The sequence below is a fragment of the Polynucleobacter sp. 86C-FISCH genome (genome assembly GCF_018882415.1).
Taxonomy (GTDB): domain Bacteria; phylum Pseudomonadota; class Gammaproteobacteria; order Burkholderiales; family Burkholderiaceae; genus Polynucleobacter.
In genome coordinates, this window is sequence record NZ_JACVOL010000001.1 from 31,724 (window position 1) to 56,546 (window position 24,823).

A 24,823-nucleotide genomic window follows, 5' to 3' on the forward strand; every position below is an offset into this window, starting at 1 on the left:
AATTAATATTACATCCCAAGCGCTAATTTAATAATTTTTAATTCACAAGATTTGGCGCCCCTCTTGCTCGCATTACCCCATATCTAGTGGCATCCCAAGCATGATCCTCCGCATCAGTATCCACATCTTCTGGGTTTAATGAATCTGGTGGTAATTGAGGGATGGTTCTTAACCAATGCTTACAGGTTGAGAAGATCTTAAGTCTATCCTCAGCTAGTAGTCGGATGATTTCTTGGGCTCCGTTTACTCTGCTTCTGGAAGCGTTATAGGCCTCGGTCCACTTGACCCCTTTATCCCTAAAGATCTGGCCAATGGATCTCTCTGCCCCTATTTTGGAAAAGATGGATGGGTCAGCTAGGTTCATGCGATATTCATAGCCAAGGCGTTGGTCATGAATTTCTATCTTTTTGATCTTCTCGGCCACTACCGTTGCATCCTCTCTTGTGCCGGTGTTTTCTTTATCCCCATATCCATAGAGCTCTCTCCACAAGTAATAGACTCCATCATTGGATAGTGCGAACCAATAGACGGCATATGGCCTTGCATATCCCCAATCCATCGATCGCCAAACCTTCCAGGTTGGTGGAATGGCAAAGGGTTCTACAACGTGTTTAGAAGGCTGCCATACTCCTTCCAAGAAACTTCCCACGTGGATATCCCAATCACCCTCTAACCAGGCTCTACGTCTGTTTGGATCACTTAGTGACTCTAGGCTCATCAGGTAGTTGGGGTCGTTTTTTAATAGATGGGCGTTCTCATAAATCGTCGAATGAATTCGTACTCTGGGTAACGCGCCCTCCTGCCTAATGATCTGCCCAGCAGGAATGTCTCCAATCTGAAATCGCGCCTTTACGGACGCGTGCCCCACTCCAAATGGATTACAAGTAGCTCGCACCATCCTTGGCATACCGGGATGAGATGACCTACAAGTGGAATGCATTGCTTCGTAGAAAGAGAGGTTGCGCCAGTTGGTGAGCTCTTCAAATCCAAGCCAGGGATATTCATGGCCATGGTAATTCCAATAGTCGTCCTCATTGGCGCCATATCGAAAGTACAGCATCTCTCCTGTTGGCCACCTCCAGACATAGTCTGATTCATTGAACTTAGCGCCTGGGAAGATTTGATAGAACCAGCGTTTACTCTTGGCTACTACGTCAGCCAATTGGGGATAAGTCAGGCGAAAGAGAGTTCCGCGCCAGTGTTCTCCAAAACCTCTGCCTACATGTTGGGCATAACTCATGAGCAAGGTATCCGTCTTACCCCCACCTCGGGTGCCCTCTAGCAATACCTCATACACTGGGCAAGTCAGAAACAAAGTCTGACTACCGGGCAATGGTGCCCAGATGGTTTTCATGGACTAGTGCTTTGCTTGGGCGGCTTGCTCCCACTCATCTATGCTCATGGCACTAGGTACCACCAAGACCCCACTTTGTAGAGGTGCACCATCTTTACCGGTGTGCTCTATTGCGGATAGACGTGGATGCACATACGGGGCAGCATGCCTGGCAATAGTTGCGGCCATGTTCAGTAACTTGATGCGATTCTCCGTGATCATGGCGGTATGACCATCATCATGCTCGTTAGCCTTATCACCATGGTCATGATGATCACGACTGTAATTACCCGCCTCTTTGTAGAGCGCCATCATCGTGCTCATCATGACCTCCAGGGGCGTAATGCCCTGGGCAGCAGCTACCTCAGCAATCTCACGGGTACGCTTGGTTAGACTGCCCTCCTTGCGGCCAGCTCCAGGCCTTGCCCCTCCCTTGCTTTTGCTTAGTGCTGGTTTCTTTGATTTCTTTTGATTGTTTTCAATCATGGGTTTTGATCAACCGTAAAAGATGGGGTTGCAGCGCTACCGAATCCCCAAGAGGTTCATCAAACTCGATGATAATTCTTTGGAATAAGTCATGCCGGCTTTGAGCTCCGCGATGTTTGACCACGGTGCCTACGCGCCCACTAGGAGTTTTTACCTTTGATCCAATGGGAAAGTCTTCCATGTCTAGGCGATCAATGACGCCCGCAATGGCTTGATTAGTTTGCATTGGATGCCTCCTGGCGTTTACGTAATTCGGCAAAGATTCGAGTTTTGAAGGAGTCGTAGCTTTCAGAGCCTTGGGCCTTCATTGCAAGCTCTCTACCCTTGGTATCTATGCCTTCGTTGGTTTTCCACCAGGCGTCTTCTTCTACGCTAGCTGCTTCCACCTTCTTGCGCGCCCCCTTGAGGATGGCTAAAACATAGCCTGCATTGATGGGGGTTGGGTTTGAGACCTTCATGCGGGTTTCCTTGGCTATAGCGATAGCTTCTGCTACCTCGGCTTCCGTTACCCCGAGATTGACGATGTCTCGTATGCGGTAGTCGTCTACGGCAATGGCTCTACCCTCTTTACTGATCATGGCTGCAAAGCTTTTATATTTTTCGATGCGCTCCTGAAAAACTTTTTCTTCGTCTGTGGGTATGGGTGGTTCTTGGGGAATTTTTTCCTTTTCACCCCCATTGTTTTGTTTGCCTGGTGTATGGAGATTGGTTACTGGTGACTGGTGTTTGGTTTCTGGTGAGCAATGCGTTCGCATTGCGGTCGCATTGCGAACGCATCCAATATTTGGGATGATTTCTGGCTGAGATTCGTCAGATGGAAATGATTGCCACCTGCCTTCTGCGCTACGCCTGGCTTTAAGTTGCTTGTCTTTGAAGCGGGCTATCTCGTGATCACAGCGCTCTTGTCTCCAGCCTTTATCAGTGAGAGTAAAAAATTCATTGAGGACGGAGACAACTGCATTTTTTTCTTCTTTTGATCGTGCGTTGATCAATCTTTGAACTAGTTTGATTTCGATAGGTAACGGTTTTTCTGTGGCGTAGCACTTTCGAATGAGGCGGCTGTAGGTTGCATCCTCTATGAATGTAAGATGCGCGGTCGCCTCTGCGTAATCTCCAATGTGATGCTCGTAGTAATTCATCTCAATCTGTCTCCGTGTTGTTCTTTTTCTTGCGTGCAATATTTTTTTGCAAGCGATGAATCTAACAATCGGAAAGCGTATCGTCAAACGCGTTTTTTCTGAATTTTTCTTTAATTTATTTATTCATCATTTCTCTGTAATCCATGTTTGAGATATTTGTGGGAATGAATTTCTTTATCTGAAGTGTTTATTGATCTAAGGTTGTCCACCAACCTCTTTGCGCTATCAGAATGTTCTGACAAGGCTGTAGCTATTTATTTATATGGCTTGTGTTACTTCTATGAATAAATATTTTTTTGTAGTCAAAAATTAATATGCGTCTTCAAAGTGGGTATTGACATTTGATTGACCACCAAAATTTCATTGACTACATTGCACTTCAGCAGCACACAGATTGATTCATAACAAAACACAATAGGAGATTAAATTAAATGGTGGCATTTCGTTTGTATGGCTTGTATCGATCTTATGGATACACAAAAATGAGTTCCGCAAAGATGGCCTTGCAGGCCTATCGCAAAAACTTAAAGCGCGCCCGCTAAGGAGATGGTGATGAGTCAATCAATCCCACAAATCCCACCAATTACTCTAATGAGAATTCCTCAAATATTGAAGGTGATGCCAGTTTCTAAATCGAAGTTTTGGCTCATGGTGCAGAAAGGTGAATTTCCAAAGCCGATCAAAATTGGTAGGTCGTCTTTTTGGACGATTGAACAGGTTCAGGCATTTATTCGAGAAAGGAGCGGTCAATCCACCAATTGAAAAATGGCTATCTCCTGAGGTTAATCTTGAGCCATGGCAAATCAATTTCAGGAGATAACTATGAGTAGCATTAATCAACCCAAAACATTTAGCGTTGATGTCTACAGTGACTATGGAGTGAATACTCAAAACCCTTGGGTACATGCCGGGGAATTCTCAGAGCTAAGTGACGCTATTGAAGTTTGCAAAAAAGTAGTTGACGACTTCCTGCGCGCACCAATCAATCGCTATATTGAACCCGAAGTGCTGGCGCACGCCTTTCTGAGTTACGGTGATGTGCCAGTCATTAGTGGCACTCAGAATCTAGCCAATTTTGATGTCTACGAATACCTTACCCAGCGTTGCGCTGAGATATCAAGCCCACAGCAATCCATCTAGATCTGGATTGAGACTCGGTTTTGGTGGTGGGTAGAGTGGTGGGTAGAAGAGCCCCAAAAACATAGAGCCCCATGGTTGGGGGCTCTGCTGTCGTATATGGCGGAAGAGGTGAGATTCGAACTCACGGAGGACTTTCATCCTCGCCAGTTTTCAAGACTGGTGCATTCAACCGCTCTGCCACTCTTCCATTAGTGTGAATCACGGTTAATTCAAGTGCTAGATTATAGAGAACTTTTGATTTGACCCTCTAAATACTTGGCAATGGCTAGGCTGGAGGTTAATCCTGGGGACTCAAAGCCATATAGATTAAAGAGCCCTTCTAGACCATGATCCTTGGGTGTATTGAAGCAAAAGTCACCTGCAAGGGTGTTGGGTGGGACTATTTTTGCCCTCACCCCCGAATAATCTGGTTGTAAAGCATTGTCTTTGAGACCTGGCCAATACTTTCTGACTGCTGCATAGAAGCCATCGCCCCGCTTTGGATTTACCGTGTAATCGATTTGATTCTCTTCGTCGATTTCTAACCATTCAACATCAGGCCCAAATTTAGCCTGACCACCCATATCTAAAGTGAGATGCACTCCTAGTCCACCGGGTTCTGGAATGGGATAAATCAAATGCTTAAACGGTGATTTACCTGAAAGAGAAAAATAATTGCCTTTAGCAAAATACGCTTTCGGAATTTGCTCTTGTGCAAGACCTTCAATTTTTTTCGCAATCGCTGGCGCGCTCATGCCGGCACAATTAATCAGAAGCTTTGTCTGAATCTTCATGCCGTCTGCGCCACCGATTTCCAATTCAAATCCGTCTTGAGCGTTTGATCCTATTGGCCTAGCGCTGATCAGCGGAGATTGATAGGCGATCATGCCACCAGCATCTTCAAAGCCACCAAGCAAGGACAGCATGAAACCATGGCTATCAACAATACCGGTTGAGGCTGAAAGTACGGCAGCAGAACATTGGAGCTCAGGCTCCATAGAATTTGCTTGCTCACCAGTAATCATTTTGATTTCTGGGACGTTGTTTTGTTGTGCTTTATATAGAATTGCCTGAAGATCATCTAATTGAGAATCATCGCTAGCTACGATCAGTTTGCCGTACGGTTGAGTAGCAACGTGATGGGTGCGACAGTACTCGTAGAGCATACGATTACCCTCTACGCATAACTTCGCCTTTAGGGAATCCTTGGGGTAATAAATACCAGCATGGATGACTTCGCTATTGCGGGCGCTACTAATCGTGCCAAAAGCACTTTCCCGCTCGAGCAAAATCGTTTCTCTGCCTTGAAGAGCCATCTCCCTGGCAACAGCCAGGCCAATGACCCCGGCCCCAATAACGACACAGTCAACTCGGTCCATTTACCCGATCCTGCGTCTAAATTTGCTTATATTCATGGTGAAATCGTAACATTTTCAGTGGTTTAAGGTGGTTTTTGGGGGTTTTGAGAGTCAGTTATTGATAAAATTCATAGATGTCTTTAAATCCCGCTGCAAAGAGCTCGCACCCCCTCCATCAAACCAACGGCATCGTTTTAGATAGCGCCTATCAGGGTATTGATGAGGCTGGCTGGAAATCCCTGTTTCAGCAGGCTAAAGACGCCAAATTAGAGCAATTTATTGCCGATCTTTTTGCAGGTAAAGCGGTCAATAACTCAGAGGATCGCCCCGCCCTGCACTCGGCCTTACGCAATCTGGATAAATCCCCTGTTTTGGTAAATGGCAAAGATGTCATGCCAGACGTTGCAGAAGTTTGGCATCGCATTGAGGCTTTATGCAATAAATGGGTTGGAGTAACCGATGTCATTCATATCGGTATTGGCGGATCTGATTTTGGTCCACGTCTAGCAATAGAAGCTTTAGCTCATGTTCCCGACATTGATAGCCGCGGGATGCGCATGCATTTCTTAGCCAATATCGACACAGCAGAACTCAATCGCATTTTGCAACGCGCTTTACCACACAGCACTAAAGTCATGATTGTCTCCAAGTCATTTACGACGCTTGAGACCACTATGAATGCCAAGGCAGTGGTGAAGTGGCTTAAGAATAATGATCTTACCGATAGTCAAATTGGTAAATCACTCTTTGCTGTTACAGCCAATGTGCCCGCAGCTGAAGAGTTTGGTGTTGATCAAGATCACATCTACCCATTCTGGGATTGGGTTGGCGGGCGTTACTCTGTTTGGTCCGCAGTTGGCCTACCGATCGCCTTGCAATACGGCTTTGATACTTTTAAAGAATTCTTATTGGGTGCGCAAGCTATTGATCAGCACTTTAAGACTTCCCCTCTTGAAGAAAATTTGCCTGTCATCATGGCGCTTAGCTTGCTGTATCAGCAAGAGAAACACAATATCAAGTCATACGCTGTCATTCCTTATGCAGACGCTTTAGATTGGTTTCCGAAGTGGTTGCAACAGCTTGATATGGAAAGCAATGGCAAAAGTGTCGATCGTGATGGCAAGCCTGTGAAATTTTCTTGTCCAGTTGTTTTTGGTAGTTCAGGCAGCAATGCGCAGCACTCCTACTTCCAGTTATTGCACCAAGGTACAGAAATTATTCCGATTGATTTCATTGCGGTACGTGAACCGATGAGTAATTTGCCTGAGGCAAAAGCGCATCACCGCATCCTGCTCTCGAATTGCTTAGCGCAAGCGCAAGCTTTGGCAAATGGCAAGAAGACTGATAACCCAAACAATACCTACCCAGGTAAGCGTCCTAGCAACTTGCTGATCCTGCCTAAGCTCAACGCCTTCTACTTAGGCGCACTCTTAGCGCTTTATGAGAATCGCACTGCTGCACTTGGCGCCCTATGGAATATCAATAGCTTTGACCAACCTGGTGTTGAGCTTGGCAAAGTATTGGCCAAGCCAATTGAAGCTGCCCTGAAGAATGATGGCACTGTTCAAGCCAATGCTGGCATTGATGAAGTCACTGCCGCCCGTATTAACTTATTTAATCAATAGCTTTATTAGTTCTAGCCTTAGCCTAGACATCGAAAGAACGCTCATGCAACTCTCTCCATCCATTTTCAAAGCTTATGACATCCGCGGCATTATTGATGAAACTTTAGATCCATCGATTGCCAAATTGATTGGTCAAGCATTTGGCACCGAGATGTGTGAACTAGGTGAAACAGAAATTGTGATTGGTCGCGATGGTCGTCTATCAGGTCCTAGCTTGATTGAAGCATTGACTGAAGGCTTGTTATCTACCGGCATTAATGTGATTGACTTAGGAATGGTTGCTACACCAATGGTGTACTTTGGCGCCGACCAAACACTTAATGGCAAGAAACCTAAATCCGGCATCATGATTACTGGCAGCCATAACCCACCTAACTACAACGGCTTCAAGATGGTTCTGGGTGGCGCAGCAATTTACGGCGATCAAATTCAGGCGCTGCGTAAACGCATTGAGGCGAAGAAATTCGCTACCGGTCAAGGCAGCAGAAGCGAGTTTGATATATTCCCAATGTACTTAGAGCGCATTGTGGGAGATGTGAAACTAGCCCGCCCTATCAAGATTGCTGTCGACTGTGGCAATGGTGTTGGTGGTGCCTTCGCAGGCAAGCTCTTCAGAGCTTTGGGCTGCGAAGTACAAGAACTATTTTGCGAAGTAGATGGTCATTTTCCGAATCACCATCCAGACCCTGCGCATATTGAAAACCTACAAGATCTCATCAAGAATTTACAGACTACAGATAATGAATTAGGTCTTGCCTTTGATGGCGATGCCGATCGCTTGGGTGTAGTTACTAAAGATGGTCAGGTGATCTTCCCGGACCGTCAAATGATGCTGTTTGCTAAAGATGTACTCTCACGCAATCCTGGCGGCCAGATTATTTATGACGTTAAGTGCACCCGCAATCTCGCAACTTATGTGAAACAGCATGGTGGCGAGCCTTTGATGTGGAAAACGGGTCACTCTCTAGTTAAAGCCAAGCTTAAAGAAACTGGTGCTCCACTCGCAGGTGAAATGTCTGGTCATATCTTCTTTAAAGACCGTTGGTTTGGCTTTGACGATGGCCTCTATACCGGCGCACGTTTATTAGAGATTCTCTCGAAAGAGAAAGATCCCAATCAAACACTCAATGACTTACCAAATGCGATCTGTACACCAGAATTGCAATTAGCCTGCACTGAAGGCGAACCATTTACCTTATTGGAAACCATTAAGGCGAATGCCAAGTTCCCTACTTCTGAATCGATTAATACGATCGATGGTGTGCGCGTTGAATATGCCGATGGCTTTGGTTTGGCTAGACCTTCAAATACGACTCCAGTAGTCGTGATGCGCTTTGAAGCAGACAGCGAAGAGGCAATTGCCCGTATTCAGGCGGAGTTTAAGGCTGTATTGTTGGCTGCTAAGCCGGATGCTAAGTTGCCGTTCTAATACTTAATGCATTAAGGGCTTTTGAGGCTTCTTAGCCTTTTCAAGCTCTTTTTCAGTAGTAGCCACTTCTTGAACTTGGGGCACCTCACCCCAAGCAGCGTGCTCACGCAATTGATTGAGCAATAAACACATTGCTTGCAATGTAGGTCCAGCCATTTTGAGATTGATGTTAGCTCCGCCTGGAAGCACCAGATCCAATGACAACATGTCTTCAGCATCCTGCTTCTCGAAAGCGCATTTGACGTCCATCACCAATACAGGATCTGCACCTAAAGGATAGGCGCTTGCAGGCTGATAAGTCTCAGGCTTGACTGCCTCTCGCTGCTCCCGCTCCTTTTTTACCGCTTCTTCACCAAACTGGGCAATGGCTTTTGCAGCTTCTGGCGTATGGGATTGCTCTAGATTCTTTACCAATAGATGAGAGGTTGCTGCCAGGATAAATAGCGTTACGCGACGGGTAAACCAAAAACGAAACTCGGTGTCTTCGCTAGTATTAAAGCGAAAGAGCAAGCGATCATCGTTCGCTAGGTAGGTGGCATTAAATTGCTTGATAGTCATAAGCCGCAGTTTAACGCTGAATTACTACAGAATTAATCCTCTTCGCACTTGGTGTTTCCGCTCTGGTCCACCGTGCAAATATTGGTAGTGCTTGCTTCATCCAATGACTTACCCTTTGATTTACCTGATTTGGAGGAAATCACCTCAGTATCTTCAGGCGTGCTAACAGAAACACCGCCGAAAGAACGGCTATTTGCCGCATATTGAACCTGATCAGCATGGAAATCAATCACTTCACGCAACGCACCTGCTGCAACACCCTCTCGCGGAATATAGCTAGCCAGGACCAAAGGCGTATTTAATGCTGGAGCTGGCTCAGCAGCTGTAATCGTTGGCGTAGGTGCTGGCGGCGTTGTGGTGGGAGCAAGATAACCCAAAGCGTTTGCACTGGTAAATTGATTTCCCCAGTTATTAACCCCAGTTAAGTTGGCATCCAAGGCAAAATTGCTTGAGCCATTAATTACTAGACTATCTAAGCTGCCTGGATTTTGTAGGTTGATCTGACCACAATTAGATGAGCACCCACTATTGGCAACAGACTGCTCAGGAAGATTAAAGCTCACATTAGCAGCTGGATCCCAAACGGAGAAAGTGACTGTAGCAGGTGCAGCGCTTGATTGTGCATTCATTAAGTTAGCGCGATATGTTTGATCAGAATAGGTAGCTACGCTATCTATCAAATTAACAGTGCCAATATAAGAATTTGCAGCTCCCACTTGGGAATTATTTACCACTGTTTGCGCATTCAGGCTGTACAGAGGTGCGCTAGAGCCAACCGGAGCATTAAAGCTAATGGTGGCACCAGAATTGACCACAGCATATCCGCTGCTATAAGGAATGGCTGTAGGCGCAATGGCAGCCACCAATAGGGTATGCGTATTGGCAACCGTGTCATTTACTGTGCCGTTATATGTAATGCTTGGATCCTCAGAAATCATGGTCCGAACGTAAATTGGATTTGAGTCCAAATAGCTTATCGTGCTAGATCGCACACCTGAACCAGCAACATACTGGAAGTAACCTCTGTAATTATCTGTGTATAGGAAACCGACTGAAGGGGTGCGCCCTAGGTAGCTAGCATCGCCAATATATACTGCTCCGTTATAGGTTTGCGTCACAGCAGTTAGGATATCAGCCAAGATATTAATTCGAGAACCAGTAATGGTGAAGTTATTCAAGCGCGCTGCATTACCAGTACTATCGCCCAGGGTTACAATGCCCGTGCCTGCATTAATCACCAATGACTCAGCTTTGTTGACTGCGCCATTAATGGTGGCATCAATCAAAATATTTGAATTAGCGCTTTGGAATGTAGTTGTGCCTGTACCTGATGTGCCAATAATGAGGTTGCCGCTATAACTTTGTGCACCTGCCGTAGAAATGTCGCTCAGAATAGCTGTTGTGCCACCAACAATTGAGAGAGCCGGCATGGTGATGCCTGAAGTTGTCGAAAAATTAGCGGGACTTGCGGCAGTGCCTGAAGAATTAACCAAGCCAGAACCCAATGCATTATTTGATCCAGCAATCAAACTTGTGCCTGCCCCTATATTTGTGCCGCCAGTAAATGAGCTATTACCGGTCAATGTAATGGCGCCTGCATTAGAAATGGTTACGCTACCTGCTCCACTAATAGCCATAGGTATCACATTTGCAGAACTAAGGTTGAAATTTAGATTACCGCTATTTGCTACAGCCGAGGTCACTGGACCTTGCACTGAGTCATCGTAAATAACGCTATAGCCAGTCGGCAGAATTACATTCGCCACATTGGATAAATCCGGAATTGCGCCTGTTTGAACTCGATTTGCGCCGATTGTGTCGGTTGTTGTCCAATTGGCTGGATTAGACCAACTACCCCCAGTGGTAGGTCCAGTATAGGTAACCGAATTAAGCTGAGTGATGACACCATTTGTACCAGCTAAAGGAGTCGAATTATTTATTTGGTAATTAGATGCATCTTGACCTGTTAAGCCAATTGCAACGGTATAAGGAATATTAATTCCCACGTTCTTACTTGCAAATGTTCCACTTGCTAAAACAGAAACCGCATCCCCAGGAAGAATTCCAGAAGTTGCAGTAATACCTAAATTAGTCATATTGACTGTGCCGTTGTATACCTGACTTAAACCAGAGATGCCAAGATCAGCGTAAGTTAATTGCAGTGGTGTAACGTTTAAGCCCCCTACAACGTAGATCGCATTAAAGTTTGGCGTTCCACCTGGAGGCGATGTAGAGATATCAGTTGAGGTCGCTCTTAAACCATAGCTGCCTACGCCAATTTGTGTGCCAGCTGCATTCATAGTGGGATTTACAGGACTAACTGTAAATGAACCAGTTGTATTACCAGTAACTACAGTAACTGCAGATCCTGATGCAGTGATATCGGCACCAATAATTGAAATGATATTGGGTGATGAAACACCAATAGCACAATCAGTGCAGTAGGAAACAGTCATAGCACCAGCGCTATAGCTTGCTGGCGTGCCATAAGCTGTAGTATTCGAGCCAACTTGCACCAGCAATTCATTAGCACCAACAATAGTGAACTTGCCATTAACGTAACCAACGTTATAGTTTTGCAAGCTTGTTGAAACGTTAGGCACTAATACATCACCGTATACACCTGCATTGTTGGAAGAGGAATTATTTCTGCTAACCGATACAACAGCGGAACCCAATGCGCCACTCGTATCTGAATCTGCATTTTTAAAGCCGCTGTACATGACGCCACTAAAACCTGATGGATCTGAAGTACCAACAAACTTAGCGCTATCTACAGCCGTTACAGTCAACAATGCTTTTGCAACTGTAAGATCCCCAGATGTATAGCCAACATTGTAATTACCTAATCGAATGCCATTTACATCAGAAATACTGATAGAAGCCGCATAGAGACCTGCATTGGTTGTTGCTGGTATGGTCTGATTGCCGTTATAAAGGACGGTAGCTGAGCTCACTGAGTCGTCATTTCTCAAGCCTGCAACAGAATATGCCGCAGAACCCGATTGGGGCAATACCAACAATGATCCGTAAGTCGTTGTTTGGTTTTCTGCAGTGACATATAAGTTGGCTGGGTTTACCGTAAGAGACGCGCGGGTATAAGTAATGTCGTAGTTAGACCCTGCTGTAACAGTACCTTGGGTAATGTAATAAGAACCGATGTTAGAGGCTGATCCCGCTGTAGTCCATGGTGTTGCAGTGGTTGCCAATACACCACTCATTTGATCGCCATTAACCAATCCAGAAACCGTTTGATACGAAAGCGTTGGCAAGCTAGTATCGGCATAGGTCATCGATGCATTATCCGCAACCAGATTGATCGCTTTTCTGGCAATTGCCAATGTTCCTGGAGTGTAGGTAATTTGATAGTTGCTTAAATTGGTTCCACTAGCAGCGCTTGGCAAGATGCCGTTTACTGCGCCAGAATAAGTGCCAGCATTCTGAGTACCAGGAACTGTAGTATTGCCCTGCTGAGTCAGAGTTACCCCTGAGATTGCATCACTACCCAATAAACCTGTGACGGTAAAGCTTGCTGTACCAAGACTTAAAGGTGTTCCATAAATAGTGCTTTGATTATCTGCGGTAACTGTTACTGGAGCTGCAGTGATATTGGCAGTAATCGAGTTGGTAAGACCAGTGATTTGGTAGTTGGCATTACTTAAACTCAAGCCAGATATAGTTGGTGTTACAACAATTCCCGTACCAACATTAGCCGATGCAAAAGAGCCGGCCGTAACACTGCCAGCAACAGTTACAACATCTGCCCCAAGAACACCATCGGCAATAGGTGAACCAGAAATGGTTGCAGCCGTACCAGTGTCATAGGTTTTATTTGCTGCAGTAATTCCACTGATTGTTACTGGAGCAGCCGTAATGTTTGCACTTAATGCGCTAGATACGCCTGTAATTTGGTAGTTAGCATTACTGAGGCTTAAGCCCGACAATACTGGAGTAACTGCAATTCCTGTTCCCACGTTAGCCGAAGCAAAACTTCCGACTGTTGCACTGCCAAGCACAGCCACAGAATCTGCACCCAGAGTACCATTTGCAGTTGCGGTTCCCGACACAACCGCCACAAGGCCAGTGTCATATTGCTTATTACTTGCAGTTAAGCCGCTGATGGTTATTGGTGCAGGAGTAATTGTGCTTGTGGTGTTATCTACATAGGTAATGCTGTAATTGGCTGCCGCATTACTGCTACCGTTCAATACGCCAACACTATTAACAGAAACCGATTTATTGCCGTTGCCTACTCCGCTGGTTAAGTACTCAAATGAACCACCTGAGAGTGCATCCACGTCACCAGTTGCAGTATTGGTATAGAGAGTTCCAGCTGACAATGTAGCAACTGGGACTGTGGTTGCACTTGTTACTGCAGTTGTAGCGTCGTAGACCTTGGCTGCATTACTTGAAGTAACGCTGATAGATGCTGGCGTAATGTTGACAATGCCTGTTGGGTTAGTCAGCGTGTAGTTGGTGGCCAAGCCAGTACCATCAGCTAATGTTGCTCCATTTAGACTAGATAATCCAGCAGATCCAACATTCGGATTGGTCAAAGTAGCCGTGCCGGTAGCCAAAGTTAATGTCTGACCTGAAACACCAGTAATTGCTATATTGGCATTGGCAACAGAAGTAGTGCCGTCATAAGGACGATTAATTGTTGCCGTTACTGGGGCTGCACTAATATTGGCTGTTAATGGAGTGGTTACTCCATTAATTTCATAATTAGTATCGCTTAAGCTTAAACCTGAAAGAACTGGTGTAACAACAATTCCACTGCCAGCATTGGCTGAAGTAAAAGTACCAGTAGTTGCGTTACCAGTAACGCCTACTACGTCCCCACCTAAAGCACCTACTGCACTAGCTGTTCCACTAATCACGGCAGTGAATCCAGCATCATAAGTTTTATTAGCTGCCGATAAGCCACTAATGGTAATTGGGGCTGGAGTAATTGATCCATTAGTACCAGCGATATTGCCAGCAGTGTAGCGGTAGTTCGCAGCATCCGCTCCACTTAAGCTCACACTAGTAATGGTGTAATTCGTAGTACCGACATTCTTGTTGGAATACACGCCAGCACCAGACAAGCTCAATACATCACCTGCTAATTTATTCGAAGGAGTAAGGCTAATACCGTTTGTCAGCGCTACTGTAGCGTCATAAACCTTCGTTGGCGTTGAATTATTGGCCGCCGTAACATTAAGCGGTGACACAGTAGCTGTACCAGGGATATAAATCACTGGCAATGTAGATCCTGAAATCGTGGCATTTGCTTGACCTGTAGGCGTAAAGATGTAATTGCCAACATTTAAATAATTTCCAGCACTAAAACCCAGAGTAGTATCCGAGGTCGCCTTAAGACTATAAGTATTTAATGCGGAATCAGTGGCTACCCAAGTTGGAGTCGTTACTGAAGAGGTGGTAATTTGAGAGACTGTTGCACTTGGCGCTGTAAGGCTCAAGGTAATAATATTTCCGGCGCAGCTACCACTACTTACTGTGCAATATTGAGCCATAAGATTTACTGGTGTATTTGCGGTAGAGGTGCCACTAATAGAACCATATGTGTTCGTGGAGTTTGCAGCAGTAACTACCAGTTGATATGGTAGCGCCTCAGTATATGTTCCAGTAACTACTGTTGGTGTTCCGTAGTTGCCAACGATTGATGCACTCATGACTGCTGCCGGAGTTAATGTATAGACCCCGTTAGTAGCAGTTGAGCTTTGAGTGACGTTTACAGTAATGGCATCGGCACCCTTGGCACCGGATACGGTTCCATCAAAACTCGCCGGTGCCTGTCCAGCAAATCCTGCATATGAATTTGCGCTTACCGTTAGGGGTGCTGCTGTTATTACACCTGCACCAGTAGCACCGGTTGGTAATACGTAGTTACTGAGGACTGTTCCAGTATCTGCTGTGAAATGACTTGGGATCAATGAAGCGGTGACGGTACTAGCTGGAGAATAAGCCGTATTAGTGCTTGCATTAGCTGAGTTGTATACGCCAACGGTCTGAGTAACTGTGGCGCCCTCACCTGTTATAAAACCTGCTAGAGAGAAATTGCCTGAAACTAAGGTCGCTGATGTGTTTGTATCGTACTGCTTGGAAGGCGATCCAGCTATAGAAGCGCTTACTGTTAAAGGACGAATCACCACACTCGAGGTTGATGTCGGTAATACATAGTTACCCGCTAAACCGCCGCCGCTACCGTTACCAAGGCTTAATCCAGCAGTAGATAAAGATGAAACACTTGCCACGTTAGCGCTATCTGCATTTGCGGAGCCGCTCAGAGTCAGCGTTTGAGTACCAATGCCAGTGAGCACCGTGACTTGGTTAGCTGCAAAACTTCTAGAGCCATCATAGTCTTTGCTGGCAGATACTGAAACTGTTGCAGGATTAATCACATAAGCATTACTAGATGGATTGGCAAAGGCAATCTGGTAGTTACCGTTGGAAGTAGTGCCTGCCAATGTTCCTACAGTCAGCGCATATGTTGCCGCATTTTTAACGACTGTCGTAGCGCTACCATTAAACGCCATTGAGCCGCTCAAAGTTACTGGTACGTTTGCTGCTACATCCGTATTCTTATAGCCAGAAGAAGTGTAATTAGACGTCAACTGTGAATAGGTGCTGTTATTTAATGTAGTGTCGTTATAGATTGTTGATACAGCATTAGGCGTTAAGGTCAGAGTGGCTTTACCAACCACTAAATTGCCCGCAACATAGCTAATGGCATAGTTTGAAAGCCCAACACCGCTAGCAGCACTAGGAATAATGCCTGCTGAATACGTCGCAGCATTAACAGTCGGTGAAACAGTTGCATTACCGCTGTAGAGTAATATCGCACTCGTTACACTGTCGCTGTTCACCAGACCACTTGTAGTAAATGCACTAGTTCCCAGGGCATAAGCGCTACCATAGGTACTATTTTGAGCGCTAGCAGTGATGGTAAGCGCTTTAGTGGCAACTACCAAATTACCGGCCACGTAACTAATAGAGTAATTACTCAAGCCAGTACCTGAAGCAGCGCTGGCAATAATTCCGCTGGTATAGGTACCGGCATTGGTGGTACCAGCTACGGTTGTAGCACCGCTATATTTGAGCGTAACCGAACTAACGGCATCGCTGTTGACTAAACCACTAGAAGTAAATGAGCTAGTTCCCAATGCATACGATGTACCGTAATTCGTATTTTGTGTGCTGGCAGTAATTGTTAATGGGCGTTGAGTAACGGCCATAGCACCATTGGCATAAGTGATAGTGTAATTTCCAATACCGCTTCCACTGGCTGCACTTGGCACAATAGAGATACCTGTTCCAACCGCAGTTGTTGCTGCGCCACCCGTGCTGGTAAGCGTTACTCCAGTTAAGGTATCGGACCCAAATAGGGATCCAGATGTGATTGAGTACCCTACCCCACTAGAAGCAGATGCAGCACCTGCACTATAGGTAATGCCAGCTGTAGTAGAGGTATTGCCGTAGACTTTCGTGTCATTAGCCGCTGCAATGGTTAATGTTGCCTTATTCACTGTAGAAACCACACCAACGTAAGTGATTGTGTAGTTAGAAAGCCCCACCCCAACTGCAGAGCTAGGCACAGTATTAAATGAACCATTTTGTGCTACGCCAGATACTACGGAGCCAGAACCTACTACCGAGCCAGACTTAATCGTTTGCGTAACGGATGCCACTGAATCAGTTACTGCAACACCGCCGATTGATGTTACCAATCCGCTCACGCTATATCCTGCTGTATTTACTAGAGATGCGTAAGTGGTGGATGCATCATAAGAACTCGTACTTGCCAGATTTGTAATCGTGAGTGCTTTTGCAGTAATGGTGTATGTGCGACTGGTTCCAGATAAGGTAACGGCCTGTCCTGTTCCAGCAGAAATATTGGCAGAAACAATGGTAGTGCCAGCTTGCACAGCATTTGCATTAATGCCTGCAGATCCAATAGTGCTATTCCATACCAAGCCATCTTTAATACCCGCGGTTGAGACACCGAAAGGCGTAGCACTTAATGTAACGGTCGCATTACTACGCAACCAAGTCAAGGCGCTGGAATCTGTATATGCAGTGCCATAAGCAGCTGAATAGTTGGCCCCAAGAGAAACTGTAATGGTGTAACTAGTTGTTCCGGATCGGTAATCAATGTAGTTACCACTGGTGTAAGTAGTTGGAGTGGTAAATGTACCGCCCTGTACGCTATAACGAACATTAGAAGTTGAGGCATTAGAAGAAGTTATTCCAACAGCACCCTCAACGTCATAAGAATTTGCAGTTCTAGGCGCCGCCATAGATAGGGCAACTACACCGCCAGTATTGGTTACGGTACCTAAGGCAATAATGGTGCCACCAGTAGTAGTGCCAGCAGCAACACCATTACCACCGGTAATCCGAATGCCATCAGCGCCGGAGTTAGTGACCGCGCCAATATTGGCATTACCAGTTGCATTAATGATGATGCCGCCTGTTGATCCGGTGTTGCGCACTAGGGCTGCTGTATAAATATTGCCTGATGTACCCCGACCATATAGCGCCACCCCGGTAACACCAGTAATAGTTCCGGTGCTAGTTGTGTAGATACCATATGCCGCTGTTGAAGTTCCTGTTAGTGTTACAGACCCTGCTGTCGATTCAATAGGGGCAGCTACATAAAATCCATACGAGCCAGACGTTGATGCAGTAAGAACAATGTCTCCAGCCGCCTTATACCCCGTATAGGTAGTTCCGCCGTAAGCCAAACTCGCACTGGATGTAATATGAACGCCGGTATCACCCATGGTATTCATAGCAGCAGCGCTTGGTGACGCGGTAGCTATGCCACCAGTATTAGTAGCGCCCTGAATAATGAAGTCCCCGCCAGCACTAATAACATCTCCCACCAAATGTATGGCCGGATGAGATGAACCATTACCAGTTAAGCCACCTCTTGCAGATAATGTAATGTCACCAGTCGTGGTTCTCATTAATATATTCTGTATATTGAGCCCTGAACTATAGGATGTACTGTAAGCAACTAGATCAATATTGCCTGAGGCAATATAGTTTTTCTGAGACCCCACTTGAGCGTAATATGCCCATGTACTACTGAGCGCATAAGCACTTACAGAAATGCTTCCAGCCGGAGCAATCAAACTTCCTAACTGGTACATCCCATGTGCTCCAATACCAACTAACGTGAGATCCCCAGAACCTGCTGTTAATGTAGATGAAGAATTTTGAATGCCCCAGCTACTTGCCGTGACCCCTTTTATGGTGAGTGAGCCACCAGCAGTTAAAACACCACCAACCAACACGCCTATAGAAGCTGTTGTATTGCTAGTAGCGATATTGGCACCGGTTAAATAACCACTTAATTTTGCGCCACTTGCAGATCCATAGGTGTTATCAATATTGATATAGCCGGGAACCGAGATATCATTTGCATTAATTGCAGATCCAGCGGATTTAACCAGATAGTTAATTGCATAAGTTGAGCCTGCAGTCGTGGTTACAACTCCTGTAGTGATATTAGAAAGACGATTGCCGCCTGTAGTGTCATAGGTGATTGTTGAAACTGCATTTGTATTGGCGGCCATTGAAATCGCACCACGCTGATCAATGATGTTATTGGCAATGAAGCTAATGTCAGAACCATTTACTGCAGAAATAGCTCCTATTTGAGTAATGCCAGCATCACTTCCAGCCGTTGTTCCAGTCGAGGTGATAGTAATATCACCACCAGTTGATCCTGAGTTAATAGTCATTGGACCAAGATAGGCAACATACGTTGCGGCTACGCTAGCCCTAGCATTAATCGTAATGAAGTTACCAGTTACGAGTGATGAAGCCGTATAGACACCATAACTGTTATAGGTGGTTCCGGTCAGCTCTACTCCTCCACCACTTGCATTAATCGCAGCACTGTAACCAATGCCATGAGATGCATAAGAAATGCCTTTGACGCTAATAAGCTTAGTACTGTAAATCGCATTATTAATAGTGGCTCCTACACTACTAGTTGCTAGCGTGGAGTTATTGCTAGTTGTGATATAGCCTGAAGTAGGAGTGGCGCCACCGTATGTATTATCAAGAGTCACTGTGCCTGGTAAACGAGCAGAGCTTGTTCCAATCGCACCAGGATTGATGGCGCTTCCTAGTGAGGTCATCATAAAATTAATGTCGCTAGTAGAGCTAGAACCAATTGTGATTGTTCCAGAAGTAATGCTCGAAGCCTTAGTACCGGTCGTAGTGTCATAAGTTACGGTTGCTGCATTTCCACTGACATTGGCTGCCAAAGCAATTGCACCGGTTTGGTTAATCAAATGATTGGAGGTAAAGGTAATATTTCCACCAGATGCGTTAGCAGTAATAGCGCCTGTTTGAGTAATACCCGTATTGCCACCACCCGAGGTGTTATTGGCCGTGACGGTGAGGTCTGAGCCACCTACATTAATGGTTAAGGCACTCAAGGACATAATTGTTGCTGCGGCTGTACCGGTACCAGTAATCGTGATGCTATTTCCTGTTACCAGGGCACCAAGATTCACTGCTTGGCCAGTAGTGGAGGTGCCTGTGATTGTCACTGCGCCAGCAGAAGCGAGGATGGTTCCCAAGCTGCCGGTATAGATACCATAATTAGTAGCAATACCAGTCCAAGCGATACTGCCGGCAGAAGAAGTGACAGCTGCAGTGCCATAGATTGAGTAATTGCCATTGGAAACACCTTTAACAACGATGTTGCCGGTAGCAGTCAATGCGCCGTTAATCGTGACACCTGCAACTCCACTTGGACCAGAAGTGATATTGGAAGCTACGATGTATCCGCTAGCTGGAGTGCAACCCGTTCCTGTGCAGCCATAAGTGTTATCTAAAGTGATGGTTCCTGGCACATTAATAACACCGGGATCTAAGTTCGCACCAGCGCTCTTTTGTACATAATTAATTGCACTTGTCGATCCCGAGCCAATCGTCAGATTACCGCCGGTAATCGTAGACGTATTGGCGCCACGAGTAGTGTCATAAGTTACGGTTGCTGCATTTCCACTGACATTGGCTGCCAAAGCAATTGCACCGGTTTGGTTAATCAAATGATTGGAGGTAAAGGTAATATTTCCACCAGATGCGTTAGCAGTAATAGCGCCTGTTTGAGTAATACCCGTATTGCCACCACCCGAGGTGTTATTGGCCGTGACGGTGAGGTCTGAGCCACCTACATTAATGGTTAAGGCACTCAAGGACATAATTGTTGCTGCGGCTGTACCGGTACCAGTAATCGTGATGCTATTTCCTGTTACCAGGGCACCAAGATTCACTGCTTGGCCAGTAGTGGAGGTGCCTGTGATTGTCACTGCGCCAGCAGAAGCGAGGATGGTTCCCAAGCTGCCGGTATGTACAGCGTAATCAACCCCCGACCCTGAGATAGCAATTGATCCAGTAGCTGTTGAAATAGCTGCTTGCAATGTCACTGAATACCAGCCGGTAAATGAAGCTCCCTTTAGCGTAATTCCGGTACCAGCAGTAATCGCGGCATTAACCAAAACACCAATACTTGCACCTGCAAACGTAGCAGAATTTGCAGTGGTAATGTATCCAGATGTTGGTGTGCCCCCTACTCCTGCGGTGCCGCCATAGGAGTTATCCAACAATACAGAGCCCGGTACATTCAATATGCCAGTGTCGATGCCAGCGCCCGAGGTTTTAACTATGTAATTAACAGCACTGGTTGAGCCAGACGAAACCGTTAATGCACCAGCAGTAATCGTAGAAGTTTTCGCTCCTGCAGTGGTGTCATACAAAACTGTTGAAGCAGTGCCACTTGTATTGGCTGCTAATGTGATTGCACCAGCTTGATTGATGATGTTATTGGAAATAAAGCTGATGTTGCCACCATCAGAATTTACCGTAATTGCACCCGTTTGAGTGATACCTGTATTAGCGCCACCAGCAGTGTTGTTTGCCGTAACCGAAAGATCGGTACCACCAGCAACAATTGTCATTGCACCCAGAGAAACAATTGTTGCGGCTGTAGTTGAAGTTCCAGTAATCGCAATACTTTTAGCTGACATTGCACCGATCAGTGATACAGCTGTGCTTGCATTCGATGTACTAGTGACTGTAATTGCCCCAGCATTAGCTGTAAGGGTGCCTGTTGCAGTTCCACTGACACCAGGATTAAGAGTTGCACTTGTATTGGTAGAGGTTGCTGTTAAGGTGATGTTGCCAGCAGTTGAAGTTAAGGCAGAAGTTAAATAAATGAGTCCCGTATTACTGGTGCTCACACCAATACTGGTGATATCGATATTCCCATAAGCGGTGATAGGAGAAGTTGTTGCATAGCTGGCAACAACAAAACCATAACTTGCATTGGTGTAATTCTTCAGCGAGAAAGTGGCATTGCCGCCAATATTCAGAGTCGCTACATTAGGTTCAAATGAACCAATTCCGCTTGCTAAGTTAGCTGAGGCTGCTAAAGAGAAGTTGCCACCACTACCGCTTGCTGATGTGCCTGCAGTAGTTGTATTAATAGCTGCATTTAAATAAATGGGGCCATTCTGGATAGATCCAATCGTAATCGTTGTGCCACTTACTGATCCTCCAGTTGCGTCCATCACAACATAGCCACCCTTGGTGGTAATACTTCCGGAGGCTCCGTTATAGATACTGGCGCATGCGCCTGCAGTGCAAGTTGTTAAGGTATTTGTTGCGTAGTTTGTTTTTGCAACTACGTTAATTTTTCCGGTGCTAGTCGAATTAATAGCGCCATTAATCTTAATTTGGCCATTAGAAATATAGTTGAGATTGAGATCTCCGGCACCCGTATTGGTAGTGGTACCAGTAAGCGTAATTGCTTGAGCCGTTCCGCTGCTGTTATCTAAAGTCAAACTGGCGCTACTGCCAGAAGCTATTGAGAATGAAAGGTTTGCCGTTTGAGTGATGGCGCCATCAGCAATAATTTGGACGCTAATACCGTTATTGATGGCGTCCTGAATTTGAGTAGCACTGACGTTAGTTTGATTGGTAAATAGAAGCGGGTCTGTACCTGTGGAAGTACCTGCTGTAGTGCTGATCGTGACGTTGGTTGGATCTAATAGCCACATGCCACCCCTACCTGCATTGATGCTAGCCATCATGCTTAGGGTCTGGCCGGAGGTTTCTATAAAACCACCATTTTGGTTAGCCTGATTGGAATCTAGTTGGGCTGTGTTGAGGCTAGAGTATTGATCTAGGGTGGCAGATAAAGCAAAAGGCAATGTGCCGTTCTTTGCATCATTGCCTATTAATATTTTTCCACCTTGGGTATAGCCAGTTGCTTCGATCGCACTGCTGGTGATAGCGAGGTGATTGTTTGCGGAGATGCCAATGCTTCCGCCACGTCCATTAGAGCCATTGGTCTGAATCGTGCCGCTATTCATTGTGAGATCGCCATTGTTTGCGATGAGCGCAATGGAGCCACCATCGGTAGTTCCGTTTGCTGCGATATTGCCTGCTACTGTAATTTGGTCACCTGAGAATGCAATCACTCCACCGGGGCCATTATTGCCATTGGCTTGCACCACACTACCCGCTTGAGTATTAATGACTGGGGCTTGTGCGTAAATCGATCCACCGGTTGTGCCATTGGCTAGCACTTGGGCTGTGGGGTTGATGCTCAATTGATTGCTTGCAGTCAGGTAAATGACATTACTTTGAGATGCTGGGTTTGCCTGGAGCACCTGGATTGCATTGGCATCATTTGCTGCTGTAGCTGAGTAGACCTGGTTGAGGTTGGTACTTTGATTAGTGTTCTGTGCAGTTAGATAGCTTGGCAACTCATCCGGACGCTTAGCCACCCCACCTACTGTCACTATCTGCACTGAGTTGCTTGGTAGATTGGCATTAAGACTGAGACCACCAGAGACATAAATAGCCTGCGCTAGAAGCTTAATGGCGTTGCCTAGGCTGTTGCTGTTATTTGCCAAGCTATACGGGCTGGTTTGAATATTGCCTGATGCATAGATGGTTTGAGCCTGAACGGTTACCTCGCTCGCAGTGATTGAGCTACCTACATTGAGGTAGGCAATCGAGCTATTGATAATGACGCTCAGGTTCTGGCCACTAATGTTGGCATTGAGATTAAAGATGCCTGAAGAGTTCAGAGTCAAGGTGGTCATGTTGCCACCCGCCTTCAGAATGTCCGCCCCACTAGCAATCGTCAAGCTACCGCTACCGTTTTGTGTGCAGCCACCTAAGCTTGGGCAAGCAGTGGTATTGGCGTTGACTTCAATAGTGACGTTGTTATTACTCAGCGCTGCTGAGATGACGTTTGCTGCCGCGCTATCGATCGTCAGATCAATTGGGTCTAGGAGCCAAGTACCAGATTTTCCTGTTTTGTTGTTTGCGGCAGTGTTGACACTTACCGTCGGTGCCAGATTGACATGCCCTTTGGAGCTGGTCTCAATAAAGCCACCATTACCTGAGAGTGCGCCACCCGTGGATTTGAGTACGCCGGCCACAGTGGTCTTGATTTCTGACCAGATCGCAATTGTTCCGCCATTACCAGCCTTAGTCGCTGATGCATCAATAACCGCATCCTTCTCAATAGTCACGGTTCTAGCCATTTGCTTAGCACTTGAGGCTGCTTGTGCGTTGGCTTTGATCGTTGCTTCAGCCTGAGCGTTGGTTTGCGCGCCAGGGGTTTGTGCATTTACCTGGGTGCCGCCAGTTACTTGGGTACTTGCTAAGCCAATATTGACTTGACCACCACCAGTAGCGCCGGTAGCTTCGGTTTTGGAGTTCTGGGCAATTGTAATGTCATTACCGACGATATTGATTTGACCGCCTTGAGCGGATTGACTGTTCGCTGATACTTTGCCAGCCTGGGTAACGTTATTGGCGACCAGTTCGATCACGCCACCGTTGTTCACGGCGGTCGAGGCTGAGATACGGCCAGTATTTTTGATGACTGAAGCCATGAGTTGGTGGGCAGAACCTGCCGCCACCACAACCAATCCGCCATTTACCTCAACAACGCGCTTGTTTTCGATCAGGGCGTTATAGGTGCCGGTATCAACTTTGACACTAATGAGGTAATTATTCTGGAAATTGAGGGTAATTTGCTCACCTGCTGCCATGGCAACTGTGCCGCCACCTTTTTTGGCAAGTAAGTAACCTTGATTGCGAACTTCAGGCGCTAACAATGCGATGTAACCACCCTCAACATTGGTAGTAATTTTGCCTTCGTTAACAATCGTACCTTTGCCATTTCCTCTGAAGGTAGATTTACCTTCCATAAATTCTTTATTGGAAATATCGAGAGTACTTGCAACAACACTTGCTGCATCTACTTGTGCACCACGACCAAAAGCAACACCATTTGGGTTTACCAAAACTACTTGACCGTTTGCATTAATCGCACCGTTAATCACAGATGCATTTCCACCGGTGACACGATTCAAAATCACTGCATTTTGGTTCGGTTGATTGAAGTTAACTTGGGCATTTTTTCCGACGTTAAAACTATCCCAATTAACGACTGCGCGTTGTGAAGTTTGATTCACATTCATGGTCGCAGAAGTAGCAGTTTGAGTCTGCGAAATCGTAGCAGCTCCAGCGACCACTTTTCCACCAGTAGGAAGTGCATTTACTGCAGGTTGCGTTGCTACTGGTGCAGGCGCTTGTGCAAAAATAGTTTGTGAGAATAGCGCTGCACTTGCTGAAAAAATGAATGCAACAGTTCTTGCAGACATTGCATCTGCAAAACAATTTTTCAACAAGAATTTGGAAGAAAGGAGCGACCTTTCTTTCAGGCT

The 24,823-nt window shown here is 45.9% G+C and carries 11 protein-coding genes and 1 tRNA gene; 4 read left to right on the forward strand and 8 right to left on the reverse strand.

Annotated features, from left to right (window positions below; all coding sequences use genetic code 11):
* Positions 1 to 37 precede the first annotated feature (37 nt).
* Genes ICN10_RS00170 through ICN10_RS00185 form a run of 4 tightly spaced genes read right to left on the reverse strand, consistent with a single transcriptional unit; the run spans position 38 to position 2,958 of the window.
* Positions 38 to 1,354: a terminase family protein gene (locus ICN10_RS00170; protein ID WP_216211066.1), complete on the reverse strand. Its 1,317-nt coding sequence runs from the start codon at positions 1,352 to 1,354 to the stop codon at positions 38 to 40.
* Positions 1,355 to 1,357: 3 nt separating this feature from the next.
* Positions 1,358 to 1,819, reverse strand: a complete 462-nt coding sequence (locus tag ICN10_RS00175) for a hypothetical protein (protein ID WP_216211069.1) — start codon at positions 1,817 to 1,819, stop codon at positions 1,358 to 1,360.
* Positions 1,812 to 2,045, reverse strand: coding sequence for a hypothetical protein (locus ICN10_RS00180; RefSeq protein WP_216211071.1), 234 nt, complete (start codon positions 2,043 to 2,045; stop codon positions 1,812 to 1,814). The genes ICN10_RS00175 and ICN10_RS00180 overlap by 8 nt, the downstream gene beginning before the upstream one ends.
* Positions 2,035 to 2,958 carry a YdaU family protein gene (locus tag ICN10_RS00185; RefSeq protein WP_216211075.1) on the reverse strand — a complete coding sequence of 308 codons (924 nt, stop codon included), beginning with the start codon at positions 2,956 to 2,958 and terminating at the stop codon, positions 2,035 to 2,037. The genes ICN10_RS00180 and ICN10_RS00185 overlap by 11 nt, the downstream gene beginning before the upstream one ends.
* Before the next feature lie 552 nt (positions 2,959 to 3,510).
* Here ICN10_RS00185 and ICN10_RS00190 point away from each other — a divergent pair.
* Positions 3,511 to 3,720 carry an AlpA family transcriptional regulator gene (locus tag ICN10_RS00190; protein WP_216211079.1) on the forward strand — a complete coding sequence of 70 codons (210 nt, stop codon included), beginning with the start codon at positions 3,511 to 3,513 and terminating at the stop codon, positions 3,718 to 3,720.
* 60 nt (positions 3,721 to 3,780) lie between these two features.
* Entirely contained in the window at positions 3,781 to 4,098 is a 318-nt protein-coding gene (locus ICN10_RS00195) for a hypothetical protein (RefSeq protein ID WP_216211082.1), read from the forward strand.
* 97 nt (positions 4,099 to 4,195) lie between these two features.
* Here the strand turns inward: ICN10_RS00195 and ICN10_RS00200 are convergent.
* Together ICN10_RS00200 and ICN10_RS00205 are read right to left on the reverse strand one after the other, a co-directional pair.
* Positions 4,196 to 4,285 (reverse strand) — tRNA-Ser (locus ICN10_RS00200).
* A 34-nt stretch (positions 4,286 to 4,319) separates the two neighbouring features.
* A complete protein-coding gene (locus ICN10_RS00205) occupies positions 4,320 to 5,456 on the reverse strand; it encodes an NAD(P)/FAD-dependent oxidoreductase (protein WP_216211085.1) in 1,137 nt (378 codons plus the stop codon).
* A gap of 113 nt (positions 5,457 to 5,569) precedes the next feature.
* On the opposite strand from ICN10_RS00205, the gene pgi reads away from it, so the two are divergent.
* Together pgi and ICN10_RS00215 are read left to right on the forward strand one after the other, a co-directional pair.
* Positions 5,570 to 7,060 carry a glucose-6-phosphate isomerase gene (gene pgi, locus ICN10_RS00210; RefSeq protein ID WP_216211088.1) on the forward strand — a complete coding sequence of 497 codons (1,491 nt, stop codon included), beginning with the start codon at positions 5,570 to 5,572 and terminating at the stop codon, positions 7,058 to 7,060.
* Positions 7,061 to 7,103: 43 nt separating this feature from the next.
* A complete protein-coding gene (locus tag ICN10_RS00215) occupies positions 7,104 to 8,489 on the forward strand; it encodes a phosphomannomutase/phosphoglucomutase (protein WP_216215069.1) in 1,386 nt (461 codons plus the stop codon).
* 3 nt (positions 8,490 to 8,492) lie between these two features.
* Here the strand turns inward: ICN10_RS00215 and ICN10_RS00220 are convergent, their stop codons facing one another.
* The gene (locus tag ICN10_RS00220; RefSeq protein ID WP_216211091.1) at positions 8,493 to 9,047 is read right to left on the reverse strand and encodes a hypothetical protein; all 555 of its coding nucleotides are present in this window, start codon (positions 9,045 to 9,047) and stop codon (positions 8,493 to 8,495) included.
* 32 nt (positions 9,048 to 9,079) lie between these two features.
* Complete coding sequence (locus ICN10_RS00225; protein ID WP_216211094.1) at positions 9,080 to 24,760, reverse strand: S-layer family protein; 15,681 nt, start codon at positions 24,758 to 24,760, stop codon at positions 9,080 to 9,082.
* Between the last annotated feature and the right edge of the window lie 63 nt (positions 24,761 to 24,823).